Annotated in this window: 18 protein-coding genes; 3 read left to right on the forward strand and 15 right to left on the reverse strand. The window is 56.5% G+C overall.

Features of this window, described 5'->3' with window-relative positions:
• Nucleotides 1–34: 34 nt before the first annotated feature.
• The 3 genes from ACAW74_RS04575 to ACAW74_RS04585 are packed head-to-tail and all read right to left on the reverse strand — an operon-like array spanning nucleotide 35 to nucleotide 3,699.
• On the reverse strand, nucleotides 35–655 hold the full coding sequence (locus tag ACAW74_RS04575) for an RNA polymerase sigma factor (protein WP_370697010.1): 621 nt from the start codon (nucleotides 653–655) through the stop codon (nucleotides 35–37).
• Nucleotides 656–663: 8 nt separating this feature from the next.
• Entirely contained in the window at nucleotides 664–1,512 is an 849-nt protein-coding gene (locus tag ACAW74_RS04580) for a phytanoyl-CoA dioxygenase family protein (RefSeq protein ID WP_370697011.1), read from the reverse strand.
• A gap of 36 nt (nucleotides 1,513–1,548) precedes the next feature.
• The gene (locus ACAW74_RS04585) at nucleotides 1,549–3,699 is read right to left on the reverse strand and encodes an alpha-galactosidase (protein WP_370697012.1); all 2,151 of its coding nucleotides are present in this window, start codon (nucleotides 3,697–3,699) and stop codon (nucleotides 1,549–1,551) included.
• A gap of 157 nt (nucleotides 3,700–3,856) precedes the next feature.
• On the opposite strand from ACAW74_RS04585, the gene ACAW74_RS04590 reads away from it, so the two are divergent.
• Complete coding sequence (locus ACAW74_RS04590) at nucleotides 3,857–4,765, forward strand: AraC family transcriptional regulator (RefSeq protein WP_370697013.1); 909 nt, start codon at nucleotides 3,857–3,859, stop codon at nucleotides 4,763–4,765.
• A 6-nt stretch (nucleotides 4,766–4,771) separates the two neighbouring features.
• On the opposite strand, the gene ACAW74_RS04595 is transcribed toward ACAW74_RS04590, so the two are convergent.
• The 8 genes from ACAW74_RS04595 to ACAW74_RS04630 all read right to left on the reverse strand — a co-directional run bounded on the left by ACAW74_RS04595 (nucleotide 4,772) and on the right by ACAW74_RS04630 (nucleotide 14,510).
• Entirely contained in the window at nucleotides 4,772–5,578 is an 807-nt protein-coding gene (locus tag ACAW74_RS04595) for a sugar phosphate isomerase/epimerase family protein (protein ID WP_370697014.1), read from the reverse strand.
• 6 nt (nucleotides 5,579–5,584) lie between these two features.
• A complete protein-coding gene (locus ACAW74_RS04600; RefSeq protein WP_370697015.1) occupies nucleotides 5,585–7,291 on the reverse strand; it encodes a GMC oxidoreductase in 1,707 nt (568 codons plus the stop codon).
• Nucleotides 7,292–7,356: 65 nt separating this feature from the next.
• Nucleotides 7,357–8,748, reverse strand: coding sequence for an endo-1,4-beta-xylanase (locus tag ACAW74_RS04605; RefSeq protein ID WP_370697016.1), 1,392 nt, complete (start codon nucleotides 8,746–8,748; stop codon nucleotides 7,357–7,359).
• Between the two features lie 165 nt (nucleotides 8,749–8,913).
• Nucleotides 8,914–10,113, reverse strand: coding sequence for a Gfo/Idh/MocA family protein (locus ACAW74_RS04610; protein WP_370697017.1), 1,200 nt, complete (start codon nucleotides 10,111–10,113; stop codon nucleotides 8,914–8,916).
• A gap of 1 nt (nucleotide 10,114) precedes the next feature.
• Complete coding sequence (locus ACAW74_RS04615) at nucleotides 10,115–11,533, reverse strand: Gfo/Idh/MocA family protein (RefSeq protein WP_370697018.1); 1,419 nt, start codon at nucleotides 11,531–11,533, stop codon at nucleotides 10,115–10,117.
• A gap of 27 nt (nucleotides 11,534–11,560) precedes the next feature.
• On the reverse strand, nucleotides 11,561–12,517 hold the full coding sequence (locus ACAW74_RS04620) for a phosphotriesterase family protein (RefSeq protein WP_370697019.1): 957 nt from the start codon (nucleotides 12,515–12,517) through the stop codon (nucleotides 11,561–11,563).
• Between the two features lie 2 nt (nucleotides 12,518–12,519).
• Nucleotides 12,520–13,926: an FAD-dependent oxidoreductase gene (locus tag ACAW74_RS04625; protein WP_370697020.1), complete on the reverse strand. Its 1,407-nt coding sequence runs from the start codon at nucleotides 13,924–13,926 to the stop codon at nucleotides 12,520–12,522.
• 2 nt (nucleotides 13,927–13,928) lie between these two features.
• Nucleotides 13,929–14,510, reverse strand: coding sequence for a sugar phosphate isomerase/epimerase family protein (locus ACAW74_RS04630; RefSeq protein WP_370697021.1), 582 nt, complete (start codon nucleotides 14,508–14,510; stop codon nucleotides 13,929–13,931).
• Between the two features lie 52 nt (nucleotides 14,511–14,562).
• Between ACAW74_RS04630 and ACAW74_RS04635 the strand changes: the two genes are divergently transcribed.
• Nucleotides 14,563–14,811 (forward strand): hypothetical protein, encoded by a 249-nt coding sequence (locus tag ACAW74_RS04635; RefSeq protein ID WP_370697022.1) that lies wholly within the window; start codon nucleotides 14,563–14,565, stop codon nucleotides 14,809–14,811.
• Here the strand turns inward: ACAW74_RS04635 and ACAW74_RS04640 are convergent.
• The 3 genes from ACAW74_RS04640 to ACAW74_RS04650 form a co-directional block, all read right to left on the reverse strand.
• Nucleotides 14,796–15,623: a sugar isomerase domain-containing protein gene (locus ACAW74_RS04640; protein WP_370697023.1), complete on the reverse strand. Its 828-nt coding sequence runs from the start codon at nucleotides 15,621–15,623 to the stop codon at nucleotides 14,796–14,798. The two genes, ACAW74_RS04635 and ACAW74_RS04640, sit on opposite strands and share 16 nt — an antisense overlap.
• Nucleotides 15,620–16,519 carry an ROK family protein gene (locus tag ACAW74_RS04645; protein WP_370697024.1) on the reverse strand — a complete coding sequence of 300 codons (900 nt, stop codon included), beginning with the start codon at nucleotides 16,517–16,519 and terminating at the stop codon, nucleotides 15,620–15,622. Before ACAW74_RS04645 ends, ACAW74_RS04640 begins: the two co-directional genes overlap by 4 nt.
• A 75-nt stretch (nucleotides 16,520–16,594) precedes the next feature.
• The gene (locus tag ACAW74_RS04650; protein ID WP_370697025.1) at nucleotides 16,595–17,383 is read right to left on the reverse strand and encodes an SDR family NAD(P)-dependent oxidoreductase; all 789 of its coding nucleotides are present in this window, start codon (nucleotides 17,381–17,383) and stop codon (nucleotides 16,595–16,597) included.
• A 205-nt stretch (nucleotides 17,384–17,588) separates the two neighbouring features.
• Here ACAW74_RS04650 and ACAW74_RS04655 point away from each other — a divergent pair, with 205 nt between their 5' ends.
• Entirely contained in the window at nucleotides 17,589–18,338 is a 750-nt protein-coding gene (locus tag ACAW74_RS04655) for a GntR family transcriptional regulator (protein WP_370697026.1), read from the forward strand.
• Between the two features lie 97 nt (nucleotides 18,339–18,435).
• On the opposite strand, the gene ACAW74_RS04660 is transcribed toward ACAW74_RS04655, so the two are convergent.
• Nucleotides 18,436–20,529 (reverse strand): alpha-galactosidase, encoded by a 2,094-nt coding sequence (locus tag ACAW74_RS04660; RefSeq protein WP_370697027.1) that lies wholly within the window; start codon nucleotides 20,527–20,529, stop codon nucleotides 18,436–18,438.
• Nucleotides 20,530–20,566 lie beyond the last annotated feature (37 nt).

Here is a 20,566-nt window from a genome sequence, read left to right on the forward strand (position 1 = left end):
ATCGCTGTTTTCCCGTTTTACCGCCCGTTACTTCTCACCCGATGGCCAGCAATAGACCCATCAGACTCAGCAGGGCCCCGCTCGTTTCGAACGACTGGCGAACGTACCGGCGCATGGTCATTAGCGCGATGTTGATCGTGTTATACACACTTTTTATAGAGATCGCCATTACCTCAGCGGCTTGTGGGTACGTCAGGCCCTTCATATACACCAGATAGAGTATCTCTTTCTGCCGCTTTGGCAGCTTGTTCAAGGCAAGCGCGACCAGCTCTTTCTGGCGCTCGGCCAGTTCGCTTTCGATGAGCGCATTCTCGTGGGGCTGAATCGTGAAAGCCGCATCGGTAAACAGGTAGCTATCTGAATTGCATTTATTGAGCCGAGCCACCGTATCCAGCAGGCGACGGCGGAGCGAACGATACAGGTAAAACCGGATATTATCGGTCGGCCCGAGTCGAAGGCGGTTTTCGTGCAGGTATAAAAACAATTCATGCAGGCAATCTTCCACCACCTGCCGGTTCCGAACCAGGTTGTACCCATAGCGGTACAGATCGGCCGAGAACAGCGAATAAAGCGTTGAAAAAGCGTCGCTGGAATGACCGCTCCTGAAGGTATCCCAAAGGTAAATGTGCTCGGCCTGGGTGAGGTGGGTTTTCATGGGTTGGCCTATTTGAGGGCTACATCAGCTTCTTTACGCAGAAAATCAGCTCCGTCGGCCAGACTAGCCGCCTCCCAGGTGAGCAGGGCCTCGTTGGGTACAACCTCAATCGGCGTCACGCTCGACGACGATGACGACGAATCGTTGTAGCCGAAGTTAGACTCGCGGTTGTAGCACGAGATAATCGACCAGCGGGGTTTGTCGGATAGGTTGGCCTCCGAACGATGGAGAATGTTGCTGTGGAAAAACAGCACATCACCGGCTTTCAACTCCACATACACAAGGTCCATCGTTTTCAGGGCCAGATCAACGTAGCGTTGCGAAGCGCCTACCTGCTCGCCCGCAAACCCATGCTCGACCCGGCCCATTTTGTGCGATCCCCGGATGACCTGCAGGCAACCGTTTTCCCGATTCGCCTCCGTGATCGCCACCATCACCGACATCATCTGATCGGGCAGCAGAAATTCGTTTTTGTACCAGTAGCCATAGTCCTGATGCCACTCCCAGGCCCCGCCTACGCGCGGCTCTTTCTGCATCAGTTTTGAGTGAAAATGGCAGACACCGGCCTGGCTGCCATCTGCGTTCCTGTCGAGCAGTTTATCCACCGAATCGACCAGTTGCTGACTGCGGGTGAGCAGACCGAAGACATCGTTTCCCGGCTTGTACCAGAGCGACAGTTTACTCCGTTTGCCGGTGCTGTCATTCACGTTGATCGCATGCTGGCTAACGGCGCTGTCTTCGATGGCTACGGTATACAGTTTCTGGACTTCCCGGGCGTTCAGAAAGCTGTTGATGATCAGATACCCATCTACGTTAAACTGCTGGATCTGCTCGGACGTAAGTGCTGCGTTTGTCATGCTGCGTGGCGTTAAGTAATTGATAAACAGATATAATTAATTGGCGATAAGCTCAAACAGGGCCCCGGCATACGGCCCCGCCAGGGTAACGGGGAAACCGGTTTCTTGAAGCGTCTGACCGGTTAGGGTCGTCACGACGTTGCCCGCCATGTCTTTCACCTGATACCGCTGTGTGGGGTCGAGTTGCTGTACCGTCACCTGGCGTTTGGCTTCGGTGGCATTATGCCGGAAAATGCCGATGATACCGCCTTTCTTCGTGTCGGTATTAATGCGCTGGAAGCCATCCCACATGCCCTCTTTCGGCTCGCCGAAGCCGGGCAAATCCTGCCGGAAAGTCATGATCTGATGCTTGTTTTCCATGGCCTGCAACCAGTCGGCGTAGGCCCGGTATTTTTTCAGATCAGGGGGCGTCAGCTTACGGGGGTCACCCAGCATGATCGGCAGGGCACCCGCCAGCGATTTGATATGCATTTCCCAGCCAGCATCCTGCATTTCGGGGTTACCGATCACCAGCGCCGTGGCGGGTATAGCGGGTGAGCGCCACCAGGCCATGTTCCGCACGCGCAGGTCTACGTTGGCATCGGGCGGGCCATAGAAATTCGAGAGCCAGTCGCCTTCGGCATGTTTCAGCAAGGCGTAATCGATCAATTGCAGGCCGCCCATCGTTTCGAACGTGCAGTCGATAAACAGCGAGGGCTTGGCGGCGTGCAGTTCGTCAAACAGTTGCCAGACCGCCTCGTAGTTGCTGGACAACGACTCATGGTGGTCTATGTGCCCTTTATGGTTGGTTGCGTAGCAGCCGGTTACCTTATTGCCAAACCGGTATGTGCTGGTCACAACGGTGAAATCGAGCTTGAGGTATTCCAGGCCATAGTCGAGGGCCAGTTTGAGGAGTACGTCCTTGATGTAGCCGCGCCATTCGGTACCAAAACAGGCGGTGCGCATCTTCAGGTCATCTTCGTGGAGGTTGGCCGGTTGCTGCTTTTCGTCGAGCACAAACCACTCGGGATGCGCTTTGTACACTTTGCTGTCTGGCGACGCACTGCCTACGCTCACCCACAAACCGGGCTTCATACCCAGCGATTTAATATAGTCGAAAACCGGTTTCAGGCCGTTGGGAAACTTCTTCTTGTCGATGACCCAGTCGCCATAATTGTCGGCCCAGCCATCATCGATAATAAACTCTTTCATCCCGGCATCAGCGGCAGCCCTGGCCAGTTCCATCACCAGCTTTTCGTTGATGTCTTTGCGGAACGGCACCCAGGTGTTGTAAACGAAGGTGGGCTTCTCTGCCAGCTCCGACAGCCGAATGCCCATGTGTTTACGCACAAAGTCGGGAACGGCCGTGTTCAGTACCTCATCCGGGTCTTTGTGGTTGTTATACACCATCGTGAATACCTGCGGCGTGGTAAATGACTCGCCTTGTTTGAGGTGTTTCCGAAACGGAAATCGGGCCGTTTTGTGCGTCAGGCCGCTAACAATGGTGGGTTCATCCCAGAAAACGGAGGTGTGTTTCACCACGCCGGCCGCCTCATTGCCAATCACAATGCCCTGTGCCCAATCGCTGTTATGCACCGTTAGCAGGGCATCCTGAAAGGTGCCATCGTAGGGGCCAATTGACCGGCGCCGACCATAATCATGGCAAATCCAGCTGAATGTGGTAGCGTAATAGCTGGTCGCTGTAAACTTCTCAACGTCAACGGATTCGAGACGCACCGGCTCGCTGGCCAGGTTCTTCACCGTCAGGCTTTTGCGGATGACGGGCTGATCGGGGTAGAGTAAAAACCGGAGCGTTAGCTCGGCGCGGCCGTCTTTGCTGTGCAGCGTTACGGCGGCGCCGTTGCCTTGCCGGGTATCGGTAATGGGCTGAATGGTTATCAGTTTCCAATCATCAGACCCCGTATACACGCGATCGTTGAGTTCAAACTGGAAATCGGCGTTCGTTTTGGTGAAGTACCTGAACTCGCCTGCTACCGGCTTGTAGCTAGTTGTCAGGAACGTACCTGACGTAGCGGTTGGGAGTTTGATGGTTCGCTCAACAAGGCCGTTGGTCAGCAGCAGTTCGGTAGCCGTCCATTTAGCGAAGGGCGGCCTCACGGTTCCATTTTGAGCAATAGCCCGATTTGGGCTACCGATCAGGGCGAAGGCACAGCCGGTGAGGAATACAAGTAGAATAGGCTTCTTCATGGATACAACAGAGCGCAACAGACGAATCCATTCGCGATTACCAATTGCACTTTATATCCACAAAATTCAGTTATTTCAAGAGCAGGCAAATGAAGTATCTTAGCCTAACCATGGATTATCCTATCTTTAACCTGTTTCTCCGTGGAACGTATAGACAATGGGTACGTCACTTCGAAAAAGCCGGGGATTCGCCGGTGAACGAATCATTGAAATCCCCAACCAAACTATCGATAAGTGCCTTGGTTTACCGTTGATAAATAGCCTGTTCATTACCCGCATGGGCTTTTATCCGAAGGCCTTGCATCACTATTATCAACGGCCGGCGGGTATCTCGCAGGTAATCCTGCTCTACTGTACCGACGGGCAGGGCTGGATTCAACTACCTCACGGCCGAACGATCGTTCAGGCCGGTGATGTGATCCTCATTGCCCCGGGCGTATCTCATTCCTACGGGGCTGACAAGGCCAATCCGTGGACCATTCACTGGTTTCACTTCAGCGGTACCCGATGCCGTGAATCGGTCAGTGCCATTATGGATGATCGGATTGACGCATTGCAAGCGATTCGGGTGCCGTATTCAGACGAGCGTATCCGGTTATTTGACCGAATATTCGACACGTTCCTGAAAGGCTACAGTACCTCCAATCTGCTCTATGCCAATCTGGCGTTACCCTTTTTTCTGGCGTCGTTTATCCGGGCCGACGATTTTCAGAAAGAGTTGCCGAGCAGCGAGCCAAAGAACCCAACAAACCAGGCTATCCGGTTCATGCAGAAACACCTGTCAACCTCGATCACACTGGACAATATTGCTCAATCGGCGCACCTATCGACCTCCTTTTTCTGCCGGAAATTCAGACAGGAAACCGGTTATGCCCCCATTGAATACTTCAACCACCTGCGCATTCAGAAAGCCTGCCAGCTGCTTCATTTCAGCAACCTCCGCATCAATGAAGTAGCCTCGCAGATTGGTATCGACGATCCTTTTTACTTTTCACGGTTATTCAAGAAGCAGATGGGGGTTTCCCCGGTCGAGTATCGCAAGCATGAAGGCATGCAGCGCGGATGAACGGGCCTAGGCATACCGGGCTTTCAACAGGTTCATCATGAACACATTGATAGCCCACTGATCGGCAACCGGCTCCCGCGAATAGGGCAGTGTCGGCAGGTAGGGCGCCGGACCAAACTCGGTTGTGATCGTCAGTTGCGTACCTGCCTTCCGGTGCTGCTCGACAACTCGATCCCACCAGGCCAGGTGCGCCTTAAGGGTTGCAGCCCATTCAGGTGCGCGCGGGTCATTCACTTGCGGCCCTTCGGGATGCCCCACCCGGCTATGAATATGATCGGTACGCGCAATAGCCAGTTCGACAGCCTCAGTCTGATCATCAAGCAGTGATTCATGCACCGTACACCAGTGCGATATATCGAGTGTGAGGCGGATGTCAGCATGTTCCGTCAAGAACCGCCGACAGACCGGGGCGGCAAAGAGCGCTTTGCCCCAGTGCGTTTCGTGACTAATCTTAACCCCGGTTTCGGCCGAAAGTCGGGCCGCCAGATCGAACAGTTGCCGGTTCTGCTCCGGGGTGAAAAAGTCTTTGCCTGTCTGGCAGTTCACCAGAACGGGACGGGCGTCGATCAGGTGGCGCAGGTACGTTTCGTAGCTTCGGCAATGCGCGTCCAGATCCGGCTCAACCGATTGCCAGTATTGCCCGATCAGCTCAAGACCATACTGCTGCAACGTACCCAGCAGACTCTTTTTTTCAGCAGGATCAAGTGGCAGCGCCATTTCAACCCCATCATAGCCAGCGGCTTTCACGTTCTGGCAAAACTCGGCAAACGGAAGGGTGTTCCCCCACTCAGGCGCGTAGAATTTGATGTGCATATGCGACTACAACGTACCTGCTTTGAGCTGCCGAACGGCATAATCAGCAGCCCGGGCCGTTATGGCCATGTAGGTGAGTGAAGGATTCTGGCAGGCAGACGACGCCATGGAGGCCCCATCAGTCACAAACACATTTTTGACCGAATGGAGTTGATTCCATTTATTCAGAACCGACGTTTTCGGGTCGCGCCCCATGCGGGCGGTGCCCATTTCGTGGATCGCCAGGCCAGGCGGCTGTTTATTATCAATAGCCGCCGTAACCCGGATGCCCGCCGCTTCCATCATCGCTTTAGCCTGCTCAATGGCGTCGAGCGTCATGCGGTCTTCATTCTCGCCCCAGGCGCAGTCGATATCGAGGGTTGGCATGCCCCACTGATCTTTCGCGTCGGTGTTCAGTTTGACGTGGTTTTCGTAGCGGGGCAGCATCTCACCCATAGCCGTCATACTAAACGACCAGCCACCCGGCCGCGTCAGGTTATCCTTGAAATCGGCACCGAAGCCTTCCACTGCATTACCACGTTCCCAACCGGCCCGTCCGCCGCCGCAGGCATAGGCATAGCCTCTGACAAAATCGCGCTGTACATCGGCCAGTACGTTCCGGAAGCGGGGCACATACGTACCTGTGGGGCGTCGGCCATAGTAATAACGATCATTCAGGTCGGTTCCCTCGTAAACCCCGCTAACCCGCCCCCGATAATTATGGTCCATCAGGTAGTGGCCGAGTGCGCCACTATCGTTGCCAAGCCCAGTCGGAAAACGGCCCGAGGTCGAGTTGAGCAGAATCAGCGTGGAGTTGAGCGTAGCCGCGTTGACGAAAATAACGCGGGCATAATGCTCGGTCATCTCTTTGGTGTTCGTATCGATCACCCGCACACCCGTCGCTCGGCCTTTCTTGTCGTCGTAGATAATGGAATGAACCACCGAGAACGGGCGGATGGTCAGTTTACCGGTTTTGGCCGCAGCGGGCAGGGTAGCCGAATTGCTGCTGAAATAGGCCCCATACAGACAGCCTCGCCCGCACCAGTTCCGCGACTGGCAATCGGCCCGGCCCAGGGCCAGATGAACGGGCTGGGCTTTGCTGAGATTAGCCGTCCGGCTGATAATCAGGTGACGGTCGGCATACTGCTTTTTCCAGGCATCGCGCACGCTTTTCTCGATGCAATTCATCTCAAACAGCGGCAGGAATTCACCGTCGGGCAGCGTTGATAACCCGTCTTTATTCCCGCTGATGCCCGCAAATTTTTCGACGTAACTATACCAGGGAGCCAGATCGGCGTAACGGATGGGCCAGTCGACGCCGTGCCCGTCTTTGAGGTTATCTTCAAAATTGAATGGCGCCCACCGTTGCGTCCACCGCGCCCAGCTCAGCGATTTTCCACCCACCTGATAGCCCCGAATCCAGTCGAACGGTTTAGTCTGCTGGTACGGGTGGTCGGTATCTTTTACGAAAAACTGACCGGAATACTCGTTGAATGCGTAGCTGACCTTGGCCTGCGTGGGGCTCTGAGCCAGCACATCGAGCGGGTAGCGCCCCCGGTGGGTCATCTCCCAGGGACTCGACAGCGTGGTCGGGTAATCCTTCACATGCTCAACCGGGCGGCCGCGTTCCAGCACGAGCGTGCGTAATCCTTTTTGGGTGAGCTCTTTGGCCGCCCAGCCACCGCTGATGCCCGAGCCAATCACAATCGCGTCGTACGTCGTCATCTTTGCCATGCTTTTGTTGGTTTAGTGATCGCCCCTTTATCCAGCACGTTGCAGGCTAATTGGCGTTGGACAGGTTAAAGGGTGAACGTCCACTGATTGTCCGCTTTTTCACGCAGATGAACGTCAATCGTTTGCTGACTGCCGTCGGGTTTGGTGACGAGTAACTGGTATTTTCCGAAGAAACCCCGAAACGTTGTTTCTCCTTTCCTGGACGAAACCAGTTTGACATGTTTTGTCATCCACTCCTCTTTTATGAGCTTCATCAGCACGTTGTACACGGGCTTGGGGTTATACGACTCATCGAGTAACCCGCCGCCTTTCAGCCAGATACTCCGGTCAGACAAACCCCACCAGTTGATCGACGCAATGGCCGGGTGACCGTAGGCAAGGGTATAAAACTGACGGGCAAATTCGGCCTGTGCGTCTTCTGTCCAGGTGCCTGTTCGCCAGCCTTTTATTGGCTTCCCCGACGATTGTGGAATCAGCTCGGTAATGTGGATCGGCAGGCCAAATTCCTGGTAGAGATCAAAGGTCTTGTACACCTCAACCGGCGAAAACCACATCTCGCGCGGTTCGTGGCCCTGGATACCAATGCCCCTGATCGGTGTCTGGTGGCTTTTCAGGTCCTTCAGTAACTGATAAAAGCGCTCCCTAACCTTCGGAATCGCCAGGGTAAAGTACTCATTCAGAATGTAATTGCCGTCGGGGTTTGCTTCATAGGCCCATTTGAACGACTGCTCGACCCAGGGCGTAATGGCCTCTACAGGTACGTTGCTGACATTGTACCGGAAGTCGTTGGTGTTGGCGGTGTCCTTTAGGGCGCTTTCCCAGGGCACGGTGTTGACCGGCTCATTCACTACGTCCCAGGTATTGATTTTCCCTTTGAAACCCAGCACGTTGTTCATGATCCGGGCTTTATACACATTCCGGGCTACCTCGGGCGAAAGCTGCAACAGCCACTTCGGGGTACCCGACGGAGACGTCCAGCCCAGCGTATGGCCTTTGGTCGTTATGCCATTGGCCAGACACCAGTCCAGGGCCTCCTGATTGCGCTGCCACTCGGGCATACCCGGTGTAGGTTCGTAGCGCCCCCAGTAAAACGGCAAGACAGCCATATTAAACAGGGCTTTGAAGCGCGCTTTGAACAGGTCGACTTTGTAGGGCTCTTTGGGTGCAAAACCACCCAACTCAAAGACCAAATTGCCGAACAGAAAATCCTGCGATACCTGATTCACCGTGACCAGCACATTCCGAACAGGCTTACCCGCTGCATCGACAAACGACAAACGGGCATCCCCTTTTCGGTATTTTTCGATGTTGGCCGTAGCCCTGGCCAGATACTCGGCCTCGATGCGGGCACGTTCGCTCCCCAACGAATCATGTCCGATACTAGCCGCCGCGGCCTGCTCGTCGATGCGCTTACCTGTCGGCTGAGCCACCAGGCTGGTAGTCAACGAAATAAGCAAAGCACAAGTAACGGTCAGCAGCAAGTGCAGCCTAACAGTAAGGCCAGGTGATGGGTTATGTAGCGCTATGGAGAGCATCAGGTACGTTCGAAGAGGGTTCTACGCTGACAAACGGACGCAGCCCGCTTTTTTCCCGTCTTTGTGGCGTCGATTTGTGGTGGGGTCTCAACTGACCGGCAGGTCTCTCTCCACGATCTTACCGCCTGCTTTTTCTTTCAAAATCAGCTTGTGACGGCCGTCGTGGGTGATTTCTTCCTTGATCAGGTAGTGGTCGGCGTCGTAGTCGGTCAGGGTTTTCTCCTGGGTAAGTCCTTCCTGTCCGCGCCAGACGGGTAGCTGCACCGGCTCCCACTGCTTGGTCTCCGCCGATTTGTAAGCCGCGTCCAGAATGGCGTTCACCACGTACCCATCATAGAACGTTTCGGCCGGGGCGCGACCGGCCTCGCAGGCACTGAACATGTCGGTAAACATGTGGTTGTAGCCCAGGTCATTCACCTCATCGCCAACCGGGAAGAGCCAACCCGCGTTGCTTTCGGCCTTTTCGGCCACATAATCGCCCGCTTTGCCGGTGGTGAACATCTCGAAGCCCGTGCGCAGGAAGTTGTTGATCCAGATGGTGCCTTCGGTGCCCATCACCTCGTCGCGCAGGTCCATGCCGCCCCGGAAGGTCCAGCTCACTTCAAACTGACCGATGGCCCCGTTTTCGTACTTCACCAGCGCAATGGCGTGGTCTTCAGCGTCGATGGGCTTCACCTGCGTGGCCGCCCAGCACATCACCTCCACGGGCCGGATGTCTTTGCCGATGAAATTGCGGGCGATTTCGACGCAGTGGCAGCCCAGATCGAGCATGCAGCCGCCGCCGGCCTGCTCTTTGTCCCAGAACCAGTTGGAGTGGGGGCCGGGGTGAGTCTCGCGGGATTTGGCCCACAGAATGCGCCCCAGCGAGCCGCTTTTCACCGTGTCGAGGGCTTTGAGGAACTTGGGCGAATAGCAGAGGTCTTCGAGATAGCCGCCGAAAATGCCCGCATCTTCCACCAGTTGCATCATGTGGCGAGCTTCGTCGGCGGTGCGGCCCAGGGGTTTGGTGCAGACGACGTTCTTTTTGTGTTTGGCGCAGAGTGCCACGGCCGGGGCGTGGAGGTTGTTGGGCAGGGCAATGCAGACCATGGTCACGTCGGGGTGGGCGATAACGGTTTCCATATCGGTCGACCAGATGGTACAGCCGTAGTCGGTGGCAAATTTCCGGGCGGTTTCTTCGCGGCGGGCGTAGATGGCTACGACGCGGTCGCGGCTGCGCTGCCCGTGGAGGGAGTCGGCGTAGAAGCGGCCGATGAAGCCGCCGCCAAGCATAGCTATTTGTTGCATATCAAGTGGTTTTGATCAGTTTCATGGCGACAGGGTCCCAGTTAATTACTTTCCGCTGGCTGGCACTCATATTGGCCGCCAGCGAAGGGGCGGCCGCCCGTAGGCCGAATTCGGCATCTTCGATTACCATCGACGGGTTGTTTGCCCGGACGGCGTTGACAAAGACAATCATGTGATCGAGCCGATCATCGTACCCGGCAGGTGTGTTGAAAGCAACGGCCGGTTCGTTTTTTACGGTGCGGGAAAACTGATCGGCCGGATATTTTTGCTCATACTGCCGGATAAACTCGTCCTGCATGGCCTTCGGGTAGGTGAACAGGGCATCGTAGCCCGTGCTGTACATGGGGGCGTTGGGCCGTTTGAGCCGGTTCATCACGAACGAGTTCCAGCCAATGTCGATCACGCCTTCCGTTCCCACCAGCCGCGTATGAATGTCGCCCCCGGCCCCGGTGGCCAGGTTGACCCGCGTGGTGAACTGGAACGACGGATTTTTGTCGGTTTTGGGGTAATCCATAATGGCCGTAACCAGATCATAGGCATCGCGGCCGTCTTTCCAGAAGTTCAGATCGCCCAGCGCGAAAATGCGGGTCGGCCCCTGCGAGCCGGTGATGGTGTGCAGGCCGGTGATCAGGTGCACGAAGAGATCGCCCGCCACGCCGGTTCCGTAGTCGGTGTAGTTCCGCCAGCGGAAGAACCGTTCGGCCTGAAACGGGCGCCTGGGAGCGTCGCCCAGAAACCGGTCCCAGTCTACATCCTTCGGGTCGAGATTGGGCGGCAAGGTGTACTGCCAGGCCCCCAGCGCATCGGTCCGGTCGAGGAAGGTCTCTACCGACGTCAATTCGCCGATATCACCCGCTTCATAGCGCTTTTTGGCTTCCAGTACGGCCGCACTGCTGGCGCGCTGACTGCCCACCTGAAAGACTTTTCCTGATTTTTTGTGTGCATCGATCACAGCCCTGCCTTCCTCGATGTGGTGAACCATCGGCTTTTCGCAGTAGACGTGCTTACGCGCCCGGAGTGCATCGATCGAGATGCGGTCGTGCCAATGATCGGGTACGCAGATCAGCACCGCATCGACGTCGGTGCGGGCCAGTACCTCCCGGTAATCGCGGGTCGTAAACAGGTCGTTCCCCCAGACTTCCCTGGCCCGGACGAGGCGCGGCTGGTAGAGGTCAGCCACGGCCACAACCTTTGTTCCAGGCACCTTCAGGATGCAGTTCAGATCGTAGTGCCCAATGATACCGGCGCCGATCAGGCCGATGTTGATTGTATCGGCGGCCGACCGTGGGGCAAGGGGCGTCAGCAAGTGAGTAGAACCGGCGTATAGCCCCCGCGATGCGGCATTGGCCAGCGTTGCGCTGCCTGCCAGCAATGCACTGGTGGCACCCAGCTGGCCAAGAAATCGTCGTCTTGATTGCATGGTTTAGGTAGTAGATAAGGTTGGAAATCAATGCGGTTGGCAGAATGTGTACAGCGCAGTCGGATTGTCGACCATCAGGCGGTTCCAGTAGCCGGCTAGCCCACGGCGAGTGAGTTCGTCGCGAAACGTGGTCATCAGGTACGTTAGGCCCGGCGCGCCCCCGTATGATTGCCAGTACGTGTTTCGGGCGGCGTCCATCCCGGCGGTGATCTGATCGGGGAAGTCGGGCAGCAGGGCTTCCAGCAGCCTAAAGGTCCAGTTGAGCTCAGCGGCTTTCCAGCGAAACGCACTATCGAACTCCACCCGAACGCCGGTTTGCAGCAACGCCCGATGGTAGCCGATGTCTTTGTGCCGGTCTACGTGCGAAATAACCACATGCCGGAGGTCGGCACCGAGCCGGGCAAAGCGTTCGGCCTGATCCAGGGCGTGTAGTCCGGCGTTACTGTGCGTCAGAATGGGTACGCCGGTGGCCCGGTGAGTATTCACAACGGCCCGAAAAATCAGCTTCTGATGCGTCGTGATAGGATCATCGCCGGTGGCCAGTTTGATCATGCCCGCTCTATGATCGGTCCGGTTCAGCACCGGGCCGTTGTAGTCGTACCGGTCGACGCCTTCCTCAACGTCGGCGATGAACAGCCGGGTCAGTTGATCTTCCGAGTACTGATAGCGCCAGTGGCTGGCAGGGTAATACTGCTCCAGGTGAATGCCCGTGGGCACCACGATCTGAATACCCGACCGGCGCGATACCTCGGCCAGTTTCAGCACGTTTCGGCCACAGTTGGCAGGCATGGTATCGATCATCGTTCGACCACCCGCCCGGTACACCTGCGTCAGTTCCGTCGCTATTTTATCGACGTCGTTGAGCAGAAAATCCGGATTCGCCTGCGTTGGAAAGCTCTCTTCAATGACGATGTGCTCGTGCGCGTAGGTAAGGCCCGCCTGAGCGGGGGGAATATCACCCAAAACGGTTCGGATAAACGACATAGTCAGGCAGTTTGCGACGGCTTCGGCAGCAAGTCAGGTACGTTGTTTTTCCAGCCATGTCGCGATGTATCGGCTACGGCATCAGGTACGTCGAGCATCGCCCCAAGCTGGCGGAGCGTTTGCTGCAACTGCTTTAGGTTGAGGGTGTTAGCCGCTTCGTTTTGCTGAATGGATTGCACCGCCGCCAGCCCGGCAGCCTGCCCCATCGACATGGTTTGGGCCATCGACCGGCACGACGCATGGGCATCATGAGTAGCGGAAAAGCAGCGCCCAACCACCCATACCGTCTGGCTTCCTTTCGGGACGATGCTGCCGTACGGAACGCCATACACGCCCGGCCCCGGAATGTATTCCCAGTAGGTTTCATCCTGTCCGTCGGCCCCCTGCCGATGGTCTTCGATGGGAGCACCGCACAGGAATATCCGGTCGTCGGGCAGCAGCCCAGCCAGGCATTCGTCTTTAGTGAGCCGGTGTTCGCCATACACACGCCGGGTTTCCCGAACCCCGATCTGGTGCGACAGGCCAATGATGTTCGACTGCGCGAATCCGGGCACTTCGCTCCTGAAGAAATCTTCGTAAATAAACGCCTGCCGCCGTCCTTCGACTTCGGCCCTGGTCAAATCCTCCACGTTCAGGGCCGACAGACCCGCCACTTTCACGGCCACCGTGGAGATGCAGTTACGGGCGTTCATTTCGTGGGCCGAACCTTCTTTGCGCGGGAGCGGGTGACGGCCGGTAGTCACGGCCTCCTGCATCTGGCGCGCCAGCATCTTCTTCCCACCAGCCTGCTCGTATTCGTCCAGCGCAACATTGCTCATTCTGAACGTAGTGGTCATACTTTGGGCGGGCTCGTGTTCACCAGCCAGTTCGTAGGCAAATCCGGCCAGGTGGCAGAAGTCGGCATCGCCCGAGGCGTCGATCACCCGACGGGCCAGCACTTTATGAAACCCGCCTTTATTCCAGAAGATACAGCCATGCCGTTCACCGTCAAGCGTCACGTCGATGAGCGTCGTATGCAGCAGGTAGCGGATGCCCTGTTGCTGAATGAGCTGATCCCAGACGAGCTTCAGGCGTTCGGGGTTGTAATTCACACCGGTACCGGCCCCGTAGGTGTTCGGGCGCAGGAAGATATCGCCGGTTCTGTCGAGTTCATTAACGATGCGATCGGGCCAGCCGCCTACAATCTTTCTGGGTACGTTGCCGGGGGTGAAAAAGCCGTAGAACGTATCGAGCATCTGGGTAGAGGTGCCGCCCGGAAATCCGTAGCGTTCCACCAGCATCACCGATACTTCCGTTCCCTGACCGGCCGCCGCCAGTGCTGCCACGCAACCCGCCGACCCCGCGCCAATAACCAATATATCGACCTCGGCCAGCAGCGGCACCTGTTGATGGTTGAGTAGCGTCTTCATACTTATAGACCAAAGTTCTTTCTTATCACGGCCCGGCTCATTTTCAGGCTATCGCGAATGGGCCGGGTTGGTTTATAACCCGCCGGAAAAGCCAGCTCAACGGTGAGGTCACCCGCGTAGCCGATGCGTTTCAGCTGCCGGGCAATGGCCCCGAAATCCATGATACCCTCTCCCAGCGCTTCGGGCCAGATACCCGTCCAGAGATGGTCGCGGAGGTGCATATACACGAGTTTATCGGCGTAGGTTTTCAGGAAAGTAGGTACGTCGACTTTTGCCTGAAAGAGCCAGTCAAGGTCAGGGCCCAGCTTGCTATCGGGTACGCGTTGCAGCGTATTTTGAAGGTCGAACAGGCCGTCGGCTACCTCGTAGGTGTGGTTGTGGAGGTTAGGGACCACCTTGTATTGTGCGCCAATAGCCTGAATTTTTCGCAGCGTTTCGGCCTGCACGTCGAACTCGTCGGGTGTCTTTTTCCGCCGGGCATCGCCCACGGATATACCGAGTACACGGCCGTTGAGCTGAGCAATCCGTTCGATGACCTTGCCCGCATTGTCGACGTTTTCGGCCTGTTGGCTCTTGTCCCACATGCGCTGCCCATGCGATGCGCCAATTAACGACACCCCCGTTTGCTGAATCAGTATGGCGCAAGGCTACATCCATCAGCTCAATAGCTTCAAAACCAGCGTATTTCACATCGGCAAACACCTGATCGATCACCGGAAAACAGTCGTAGTTCGGCAGCTCGGACGAGAACACCCAGACATGCGCGCCCAGAACCGGTTTGCGATCTGGCGCAACTACACCTGCGAACGACGCACCCTGAGCGAGGGCCAGCGAACCAGCCGCCGCTCCCAAAAATTGTCGGCGGTCCATCATGGCTGCTGCTGATTCAGGGGTTCGGATAGTTCACTTACATACGAGGGCACCCCGACGCGCTGATAAAGTTTGGCCAGTCGGTGAGCGTGTTCGTCATAGGCGCTCTCGAATAAGGCTACCGCCCGTTCAGTGCCAACGACATTCCCCGCCGACAGCACCCGGGGCGGGTGTCCGGCTTCCGTCAAGAGTCGGGCTACCTCGGCCTTGATGCAGTTGACCAGCACGGCACCACCTACCGTTGAACCGGGCGCAACGGGCGTATCCAGGCCCGGAATGGTCAGCATGGCATCGCCAACGGGCGCGCCGGTGTCCAGAATCAGATCGGCAAAGTCGCTTAGTTTCTTACCATCCTGCCGTTTGCTGGTGCTGGCTTCGGCATGTTCTTTGGTGATCAGCGCCACCACCCGTATACCGCGCTGCTGGAAGAGTTCGGCCATTTCGATCGGCACTACGTTGCAGCCACTCGACGAGATGACCAGGGCGCTGTCTTGCTCCGACAGATCGAAGTTGCGCAGGATCCGGTCGGCCAGGCCAGGTACGTTCTCCAGGAACATGGCCTGTCGCTGTCCGTTGGCCCCCACCACCAGGTTATGGAACGACAGCGACAGTTCGACAATGGGGTTGAAACCGGGGAACGAGCCATAGCGCGGCCACATTTCTTCCACCATGATCCGGCTGTGGCCGCTGCCAAAGAGGTGCACCATGCGCCCGGCCAGTATGGTCTGGCTGAACCACTGAGCGGCCTGCTGAATGGCGTCTGCCTGCTGTTCAATGGTTGTCAGCAGGGCGCGGGAGCGTTGAATGTACTCGGTTGTGGGGTTCATACTGTTTGTTCGTGTGTTAGAAAAGCAGCCGCACCGATGGCACCGGACCAATCGTCGAAGTGGGCTTTTCGGAGAGTCGTTTTTTTACCGGCAGGTCGCCATTCGAATACGTCCATAAAGGTTTCGAGCGGGGTCAGCAGGGCTTTATCAGCCTGCATGATGCCGCCACCCAGCACCACGACTTCGGGCGAAAACGCGTTGGCCAGCGACGCAATGGCTACGGCCAGATGGCGAACAGACGTCAGCCAGACCAGGGTTGCCAGCGGCTCGCCCTGCTGATACGCGGCCACCAGCTCGTGGGTTGAGGTGTAGCGGCCAAACGAACGCTTCCCCACGGTTACGTTGCCGATGGCGTCTTCCAGGCTGCCAGGTACGTTGGTAATGTCGGGTTGGCTGCTATCGGCATTGACCGTGATGTGGCCGAGGTGACCCGCCATCTGGTAAAAACCCTGGTAGAGTTGTCCGTTGAGCAGCAGCCCGCCCCCTACGCCCGTTCCGAGGGTCAGCATCAGGCCGTGCCGAATGCCTGCCAGCGCACCAAATCGGGCTTCGGCCATCAGGGCGGCGTGGGCATCGTTGAGTACCCGGACCGGCTTTTCCAGAAATGCCGACCAATCGAAGCCTTCCAGCCCCTGAAGGCGACCCGGCATGCAGGCGATGGTACGGTTGTCGGGGGTAGGCAGGCCCGGTGCCGACAGGCCAATACCCGCCACAGGCTCGGTTGCCTGCCGGGTCAGTGTCTGAACGGTCTGGGCGACGGCCAACTGCCAGTTAGCACCGGTTGATCCATCACCGGTATTGGTTACCAGCCGATGCTCGACCTCGCCCGTATCGGGGTTTATCAGAACGCCTTTGATACGGGTTCCGCCTAAATCGATGCCTATTGCCTGTGCCAAGTTGGTTGATTGGTGGGTAGTTAATTGGTTGATTGGTAGGTGGTTGATTGGTTACTGATAGCCAGCCAACCAGCACTACACCTGTCCTTCGCTGACGCTCCAGCCCCCGTCGACCGACAGGATCTGACCCGTTGTAAAGCGCGACGCGTCGGAGAGAAAATATACCGCTGCGCCGTCGAGGTCAGCGGGTTGGCCTATGCGCCCGCCTGCCAGTGGCTGTTTGGTCTGGATAAACGATAGAATGGTGTCATCCTGAGCAGCCCGTTGCGCCATGGGTGTTTCCACTAGGGCGGGAGCCAGCACATTGACGCGAATGTTCTGCGAAGCGTAATAGGCTGCCACCGAACGGGTGAAGCCGAGCACGGCCGATTTGGTGGCGGCATAGGCATGCGTAGCGAAATAGGCGGGTGATGGCGAGTAGCCCAGCACAGAGCCCATATTCAAAATACTGCCGCCGGTCCCCTGCGCCTGAAACGCCTGAATAGCTGCCTGATTCGACAGCATGAGCGAGGTCAGGTTCAGCTCAAACGTGTAGTTCCAACCGTCGAGTGTTAGCTCGTGCAACGGACCATCGCCGAAGCGCCGTCCGCTCCCGCCCGCCACGTGGTAAAGCCCGTCGAAGCCGCCAAACGCCTGCTGACAGCGTTCAATGGCAGTGCGGGCCGTTGCCGGGTCGGTTGCGTCGCCTTGCAGGGCAATGCCGTTTCCCGCCAGTTGGGCTTCGGCCAGTCGCCCGTTTTCGGCATCGCGCCCCACGACCACGACCTGCGCGCCCTCGCGTACAAATGCGTTGGCAGCGGATAGCCCCAGGCCGGTTGTACCACCAATGATCACAATCCGTTTATGCGTTAACCACTGACTCATTTCGCTGACGTATGCTATACTCTTTTTCGAAAATCGAATGTACCAGCAATTCAGCAGAATATCATCCACTTATTATAATAAGTTTTTTGTAATTTTTACAATACATTAACTATCAATTATTTATGTTTAATTTTTTAAACCTAATAATATAGGTTAGTGAGGCTATTAACCAGCATGGAGGCATTCTCTTATCTTTACAAACTATATGGCTGACCAACTGAATCGCATTCCTCAATACCAGTATCTATATGAAGTGCTCCGGCAGGATATTATCCGGGGGGTGTTCAAGGCGGGTGATTTATTGCCTTCCGAAAGCGTGCTTCAGCAGCAGTACCGCCTGACGCAACCCACAATTCGGCAGGCGCTGTCACTGCTGGTGCAGGAGGGGTACATCAAGAAACACCAGGGAAAAGGCAGCATTGTGCAGTCGATTCCGATTGGGTTGGGGGTTATGTCGTTGAAAACCCATGCCGCGCAGGCCGACGACAGACCCGTGTCGCCCGACGACCTGTCGGCGGAGCTAATTACAACGACGATCCTGGCCAAGCCCGCGTTATGTTCGTTTCCCGACGATCTGTTGTTTTTCCCCGCCGATGAGCAGCCCGACACGACGTATTACTGCCTGGAACGGCTACGGTCGGTTGATGGCAGACCGGTCTTTTACGAAAAGCTGATTTTGCCGAATCGGTACCTGCCGAATCTGGCCCGGCAACGGATGGAGAACCGCTCCTTTTTCGACCTGCTGCGGACAAAATACGGGCTGGTAGTTACGGGCGGTGAGCAAAAAATACAGGCGTTACCCGCCGCGCCGGCGATAGCCAGTCAGCTACAGGTTGACCCCGGCAAACCGGTATTGCGGCTTGAAAAACGGATCGATACGAACAAGAGCGACTTCAGCTTTTTCTCCCTCCTCTTCGCCCGCACCGACCAGTTTCTGTTGCAGGGGCGGTTTTGAAGCTGGCCAGCGGCGTCGCTTGTTGCGCGTCATGGGTGGTCATTCATTGCTTTGACTACAAATGACCACCTATGACGCGCAGTAAATGAGTTTTGTCTTAATTCAGCACCTTATACCGGTATAGGGCGAAGCTATTTCGGGTGGGTAGTGTGACTGGCAATTGTTGGTCAGGCGAAACGACAGCACTGACCGTTTTGCCAGCACCGGCTACGGCTTCCAAACGTACCTGCTTACCCGTTGGCAGCCAGGTACGTATCGCCTGCCGAGCATCAGCATTGTCTTCGCGGAAAACCAAGAGAAACCCCTCTTTATCGGTGACAATCGATTGGAATCCAGTCCAGCCCTTACCAGTTGGCTCCTCTCCGATGGGCAAAATCTGCCCGTTGTGTAGCTGTTGCTGAATGCCTCGGTACGTTTTGATCAACCCGGCGGTCTGAACCGCCTCAGTGGGCAGGCCGGTCGCCTCAAACCACGCCAGCGGCTGAGCCATCATGGTAATGGCAAAGAGGTAATCGAACGAATAGTTGGCCGGGGCAAATCGATCGCCCGCGGGGTACTTGTCCCTGTTGCGCCACTTGTTCAGAAACTCGATCTGTAGATTCTGGGCGGGTACGTACTTCGACAGGTTCCAAAGGTTGCGCAACGTCCAGTAGGGATAATAGTTGGTCCAGTCGGTGTAACGGTTCTCCAGAAACAGATTACCGTATTCATTCATAAAGTGGTAGCCATTGCGTCGGCCCGCCGTTACGTCCATATTGAAGATCACCGCGTAGTTGGTGGCGGCCATAACGGTATCCAGAAACTTCCGGAAGTTGGTTTCGGCGGTTTTGTCCGGAATCTGAACCAGATCGATTTTGAACGTACGAATCCCGTGTTCGCGGTACAGGCCAATCAGCGTTGCGGCGTCTTTATCCCAATGCCGGAAGCTACTGTCGACACTAGGACTGAACCACAGGCCCAGCTCGATGTTCAACTTCCGGGCGGCCTCGATAACCGGTTTCAGGCCGTTGGGAAACCGGTCAGGGTCGGGTTTCCAGTAGTTCGGATTTTTCCAGATGGCTTCACTACTCCCACCCGGCGTTGCCGAGTTCATTGATTTCCCCAACTCCCAGCCATCGTCGATCTGAAAGCGGGTGATGCCCAGTTGGGCGGCCTTCTGCAATTCGGCGATGATAAACTGCTCCCTGACCTTGGTGTCTTTGTTACGATCCCCCCAGGTATTCATCATAATCATATCGTCACGATCGCTTCGGCGGGGTCGTCTGGCATCCTGATACCTGCGCAACGTCTGTAAACCAGTCAGTTCCGTTACGCCACCCAGACCCAGCACATAGCCATAGCCTCGTACCCAGCTGGTTTCAGACAGGTCAGTGGGTAAAATTCCAACCCCAACCGTTTGAACGCTACCATTCTTGACCGCAAAATCGAAACCAGGATTGGCGAGTTGAATAGCCGACACAGGCGACTCTTTCAGCACAAAAAACGACGAGCCCGATAGCCCGTCGGTCAGCCACAGCAGGTTACCCCGCAAATAGCCCGGTTGCCGGTAGAGGTTGTACGGCACTTCGGTGACCAGGGTGTTGTTGCGGTCAGTCATGTCGGCAAACTCAACCGCCCGCGCCCGCCAGTGATTACCCGCCAGCGCCAGCTTGTCCATGGTGGGGGGCGAGGCATTCACTTTATTCAGGTCCGTCTGTGACTCGATATTCTTGAAATTCAGGCTGGCGGCCGACAGGTCTGCGGCCTTTTGCCAATCAGCCGACGCCTTGCCGCGCAGGTAATAGGTACACGGCAACACGGCCAGATTCGGATAGATCATAAACTCCCGACGTACCTCCAACGTACCCAGCCGGGTCGTGACGCTGACCGTCAGGTGATCAGACTGATTAGGCTGATTTAGCACCTGTTTGGTTTCCAGTTGCCCTTTGTCGGTGGGCGTTGTATGGCCCGGAAAGGCGCAGTCGGGCTCCTGGCCAATCCAGTTCCAGGTCTGTTTTCGTTGTTTGTCGGTCAGGCTAAGCGTGATCAGATGCCCATTGTTCCAGCGGAATCGCCGGGCAATTCGCTCGTTTTCGAGCACTAGCGTATCGTTGGTCAAGGTAGCCCGACACGATTGCAACGATTGACCAGCAACGGGATTAGCGAGTAGTACCAGCAGCAACAAGGGCAAAAGGAAAAGGGTACGTTTCATGTTTAGTGGGATTATTCGTTGGCTTCTGGGCCACTAC

Origin of the sequence: Fibrella musci (genome assembly GCF_041321105.1) — a bacterium.
GTDB classification, from domain to species: Bacteria; Bacteroidota; Bacteroidia; order Cytophagales; family Spirosomataceae; genus Fibrella; species Fibrella musci.

What these genes read in the sequence shown, in the direction of transcription:
- ACAW74_RS04600 (WP_370697015.1), bottom strand. Translation starts at nt 7,291, where the DNA reads ATGGCAAAGATGACGACGTACGACGCGATTGTGATTGGCTCGGGCATC.
- ACAW74_RS04575 (WP_370697010.1), bottom strand. Translation starts at nt 655, where the DNA reads ATGAAAACCCACCTCACCCAGGCCGAGCACATTTACCTTTGGGATACC.
- ACAW74_RS04610 (WP_370697017.1), bottom strand. Translation starts at nt 10,113, where the DNA reads ATGCAACAAATAGCTATGCTTGGCGGCGGCTTCATCGGCCGCTTCTAC.
- ACAW74_RS04595 (WP_370697014.1), bottom strand. Translation starts at nt 5,578, where the DNA reads ATGCACATCAAATTCTACGCGCCTGAGTGGGGGAACACCCTTCCGTTT.
- ACAW74_RS04625 (WP_370697020.1), bottom strand. Translation starts at nt 13,926, where the DNA reads ATGAAGACGCTACTCAACCATCAACAGGTGCCGCTGCTGGCCGAGGTC.
- ACAW74_RS04590 (WP_370697013.1), top strand. Translation starts at nt 3,857, where the DNA reads ATGGGTACGTCACTTCGAAAAAGCCGGGGATTCGCCGGTGAACGAATC.
- ACAW74_RS04630 (WP_370697021.1), bottom strand. Translation starts at nt 14,510, where the DNA reads ATGTGGGACAAGAGCCAACAGGCCGAAAACGTCGACAATGCGGGCAAG.
- ACAW74_RS04660 (WP_370697027.1), bottom strand. Translation starts at nt 20,529, where the DNA reads ATGAAACGTACCCTTTTCCTTTTGCCCTTGTTGCTGCTGGTACTACTC.
- ACAW74_RS04585 (WP_370697012.1), bottom strand. Translation starts at nt 3,699, where the DNA reads ATGAAGAAGCCTATTCTACTTGTATTCCTCACCGGCTGTGCCTTCGCC.
- ACAW74_RS04615 (WP_370697018.1), bottom strand. Translation starts at nt 11,533, where the DNA reads ATGCAATCAAGACGACGATTTCTTGGCCAGCTGGGTGCCACCAGTGCA.
- ACAW74_RS04655 (WP_370697026.1), top strand. Translation starts at nt 17,589, where the DNA reads ATGGCTGACCAACTGAATCGCATTCCTCAATACCAGTATCTATATGAA.
- ACAW74_RS04640 (WP_370697023.1), bottom strand. Translation starts at nt 15,623, where the DNA reads ATGAACCCCACAACCGAGTACATTCAACGCTCCCGCGCCCTGCTGACA.
- ACAW74_RS04580 (WP_370697011.1), bottom strand. Translation starts at nt 1,512, where the DNA reads ATGACAAACGCAGCACTTACGTCCGAGCAGATCCAGCAGTTTAACGTA.
- ACAW74_RS04650 (WP_370697025.1), bottom strand. Translation starts at nt 17,383, where the DNA reads ATGAGTCAGTGGTTAACGCATAAACGGATTGTGATCATTGGTGGTACA.
- ACAW74_RS04635 (WP_370697022.1), top strand. Translation starts at nt 14,563, where the DNA reads ATGGCGCAAGGCTACATCCATCAGCTCAATAGCTTCAAAACCAGCGTA.
- ACAW74_RS04620 (WP_370697019.1), bottom strand. Translation starts at nt 12,517, where the DNA reads ATGTCGTTTATCCGAACCGTTTTGGGTGATATTCCCCCCGCTCAGGCG.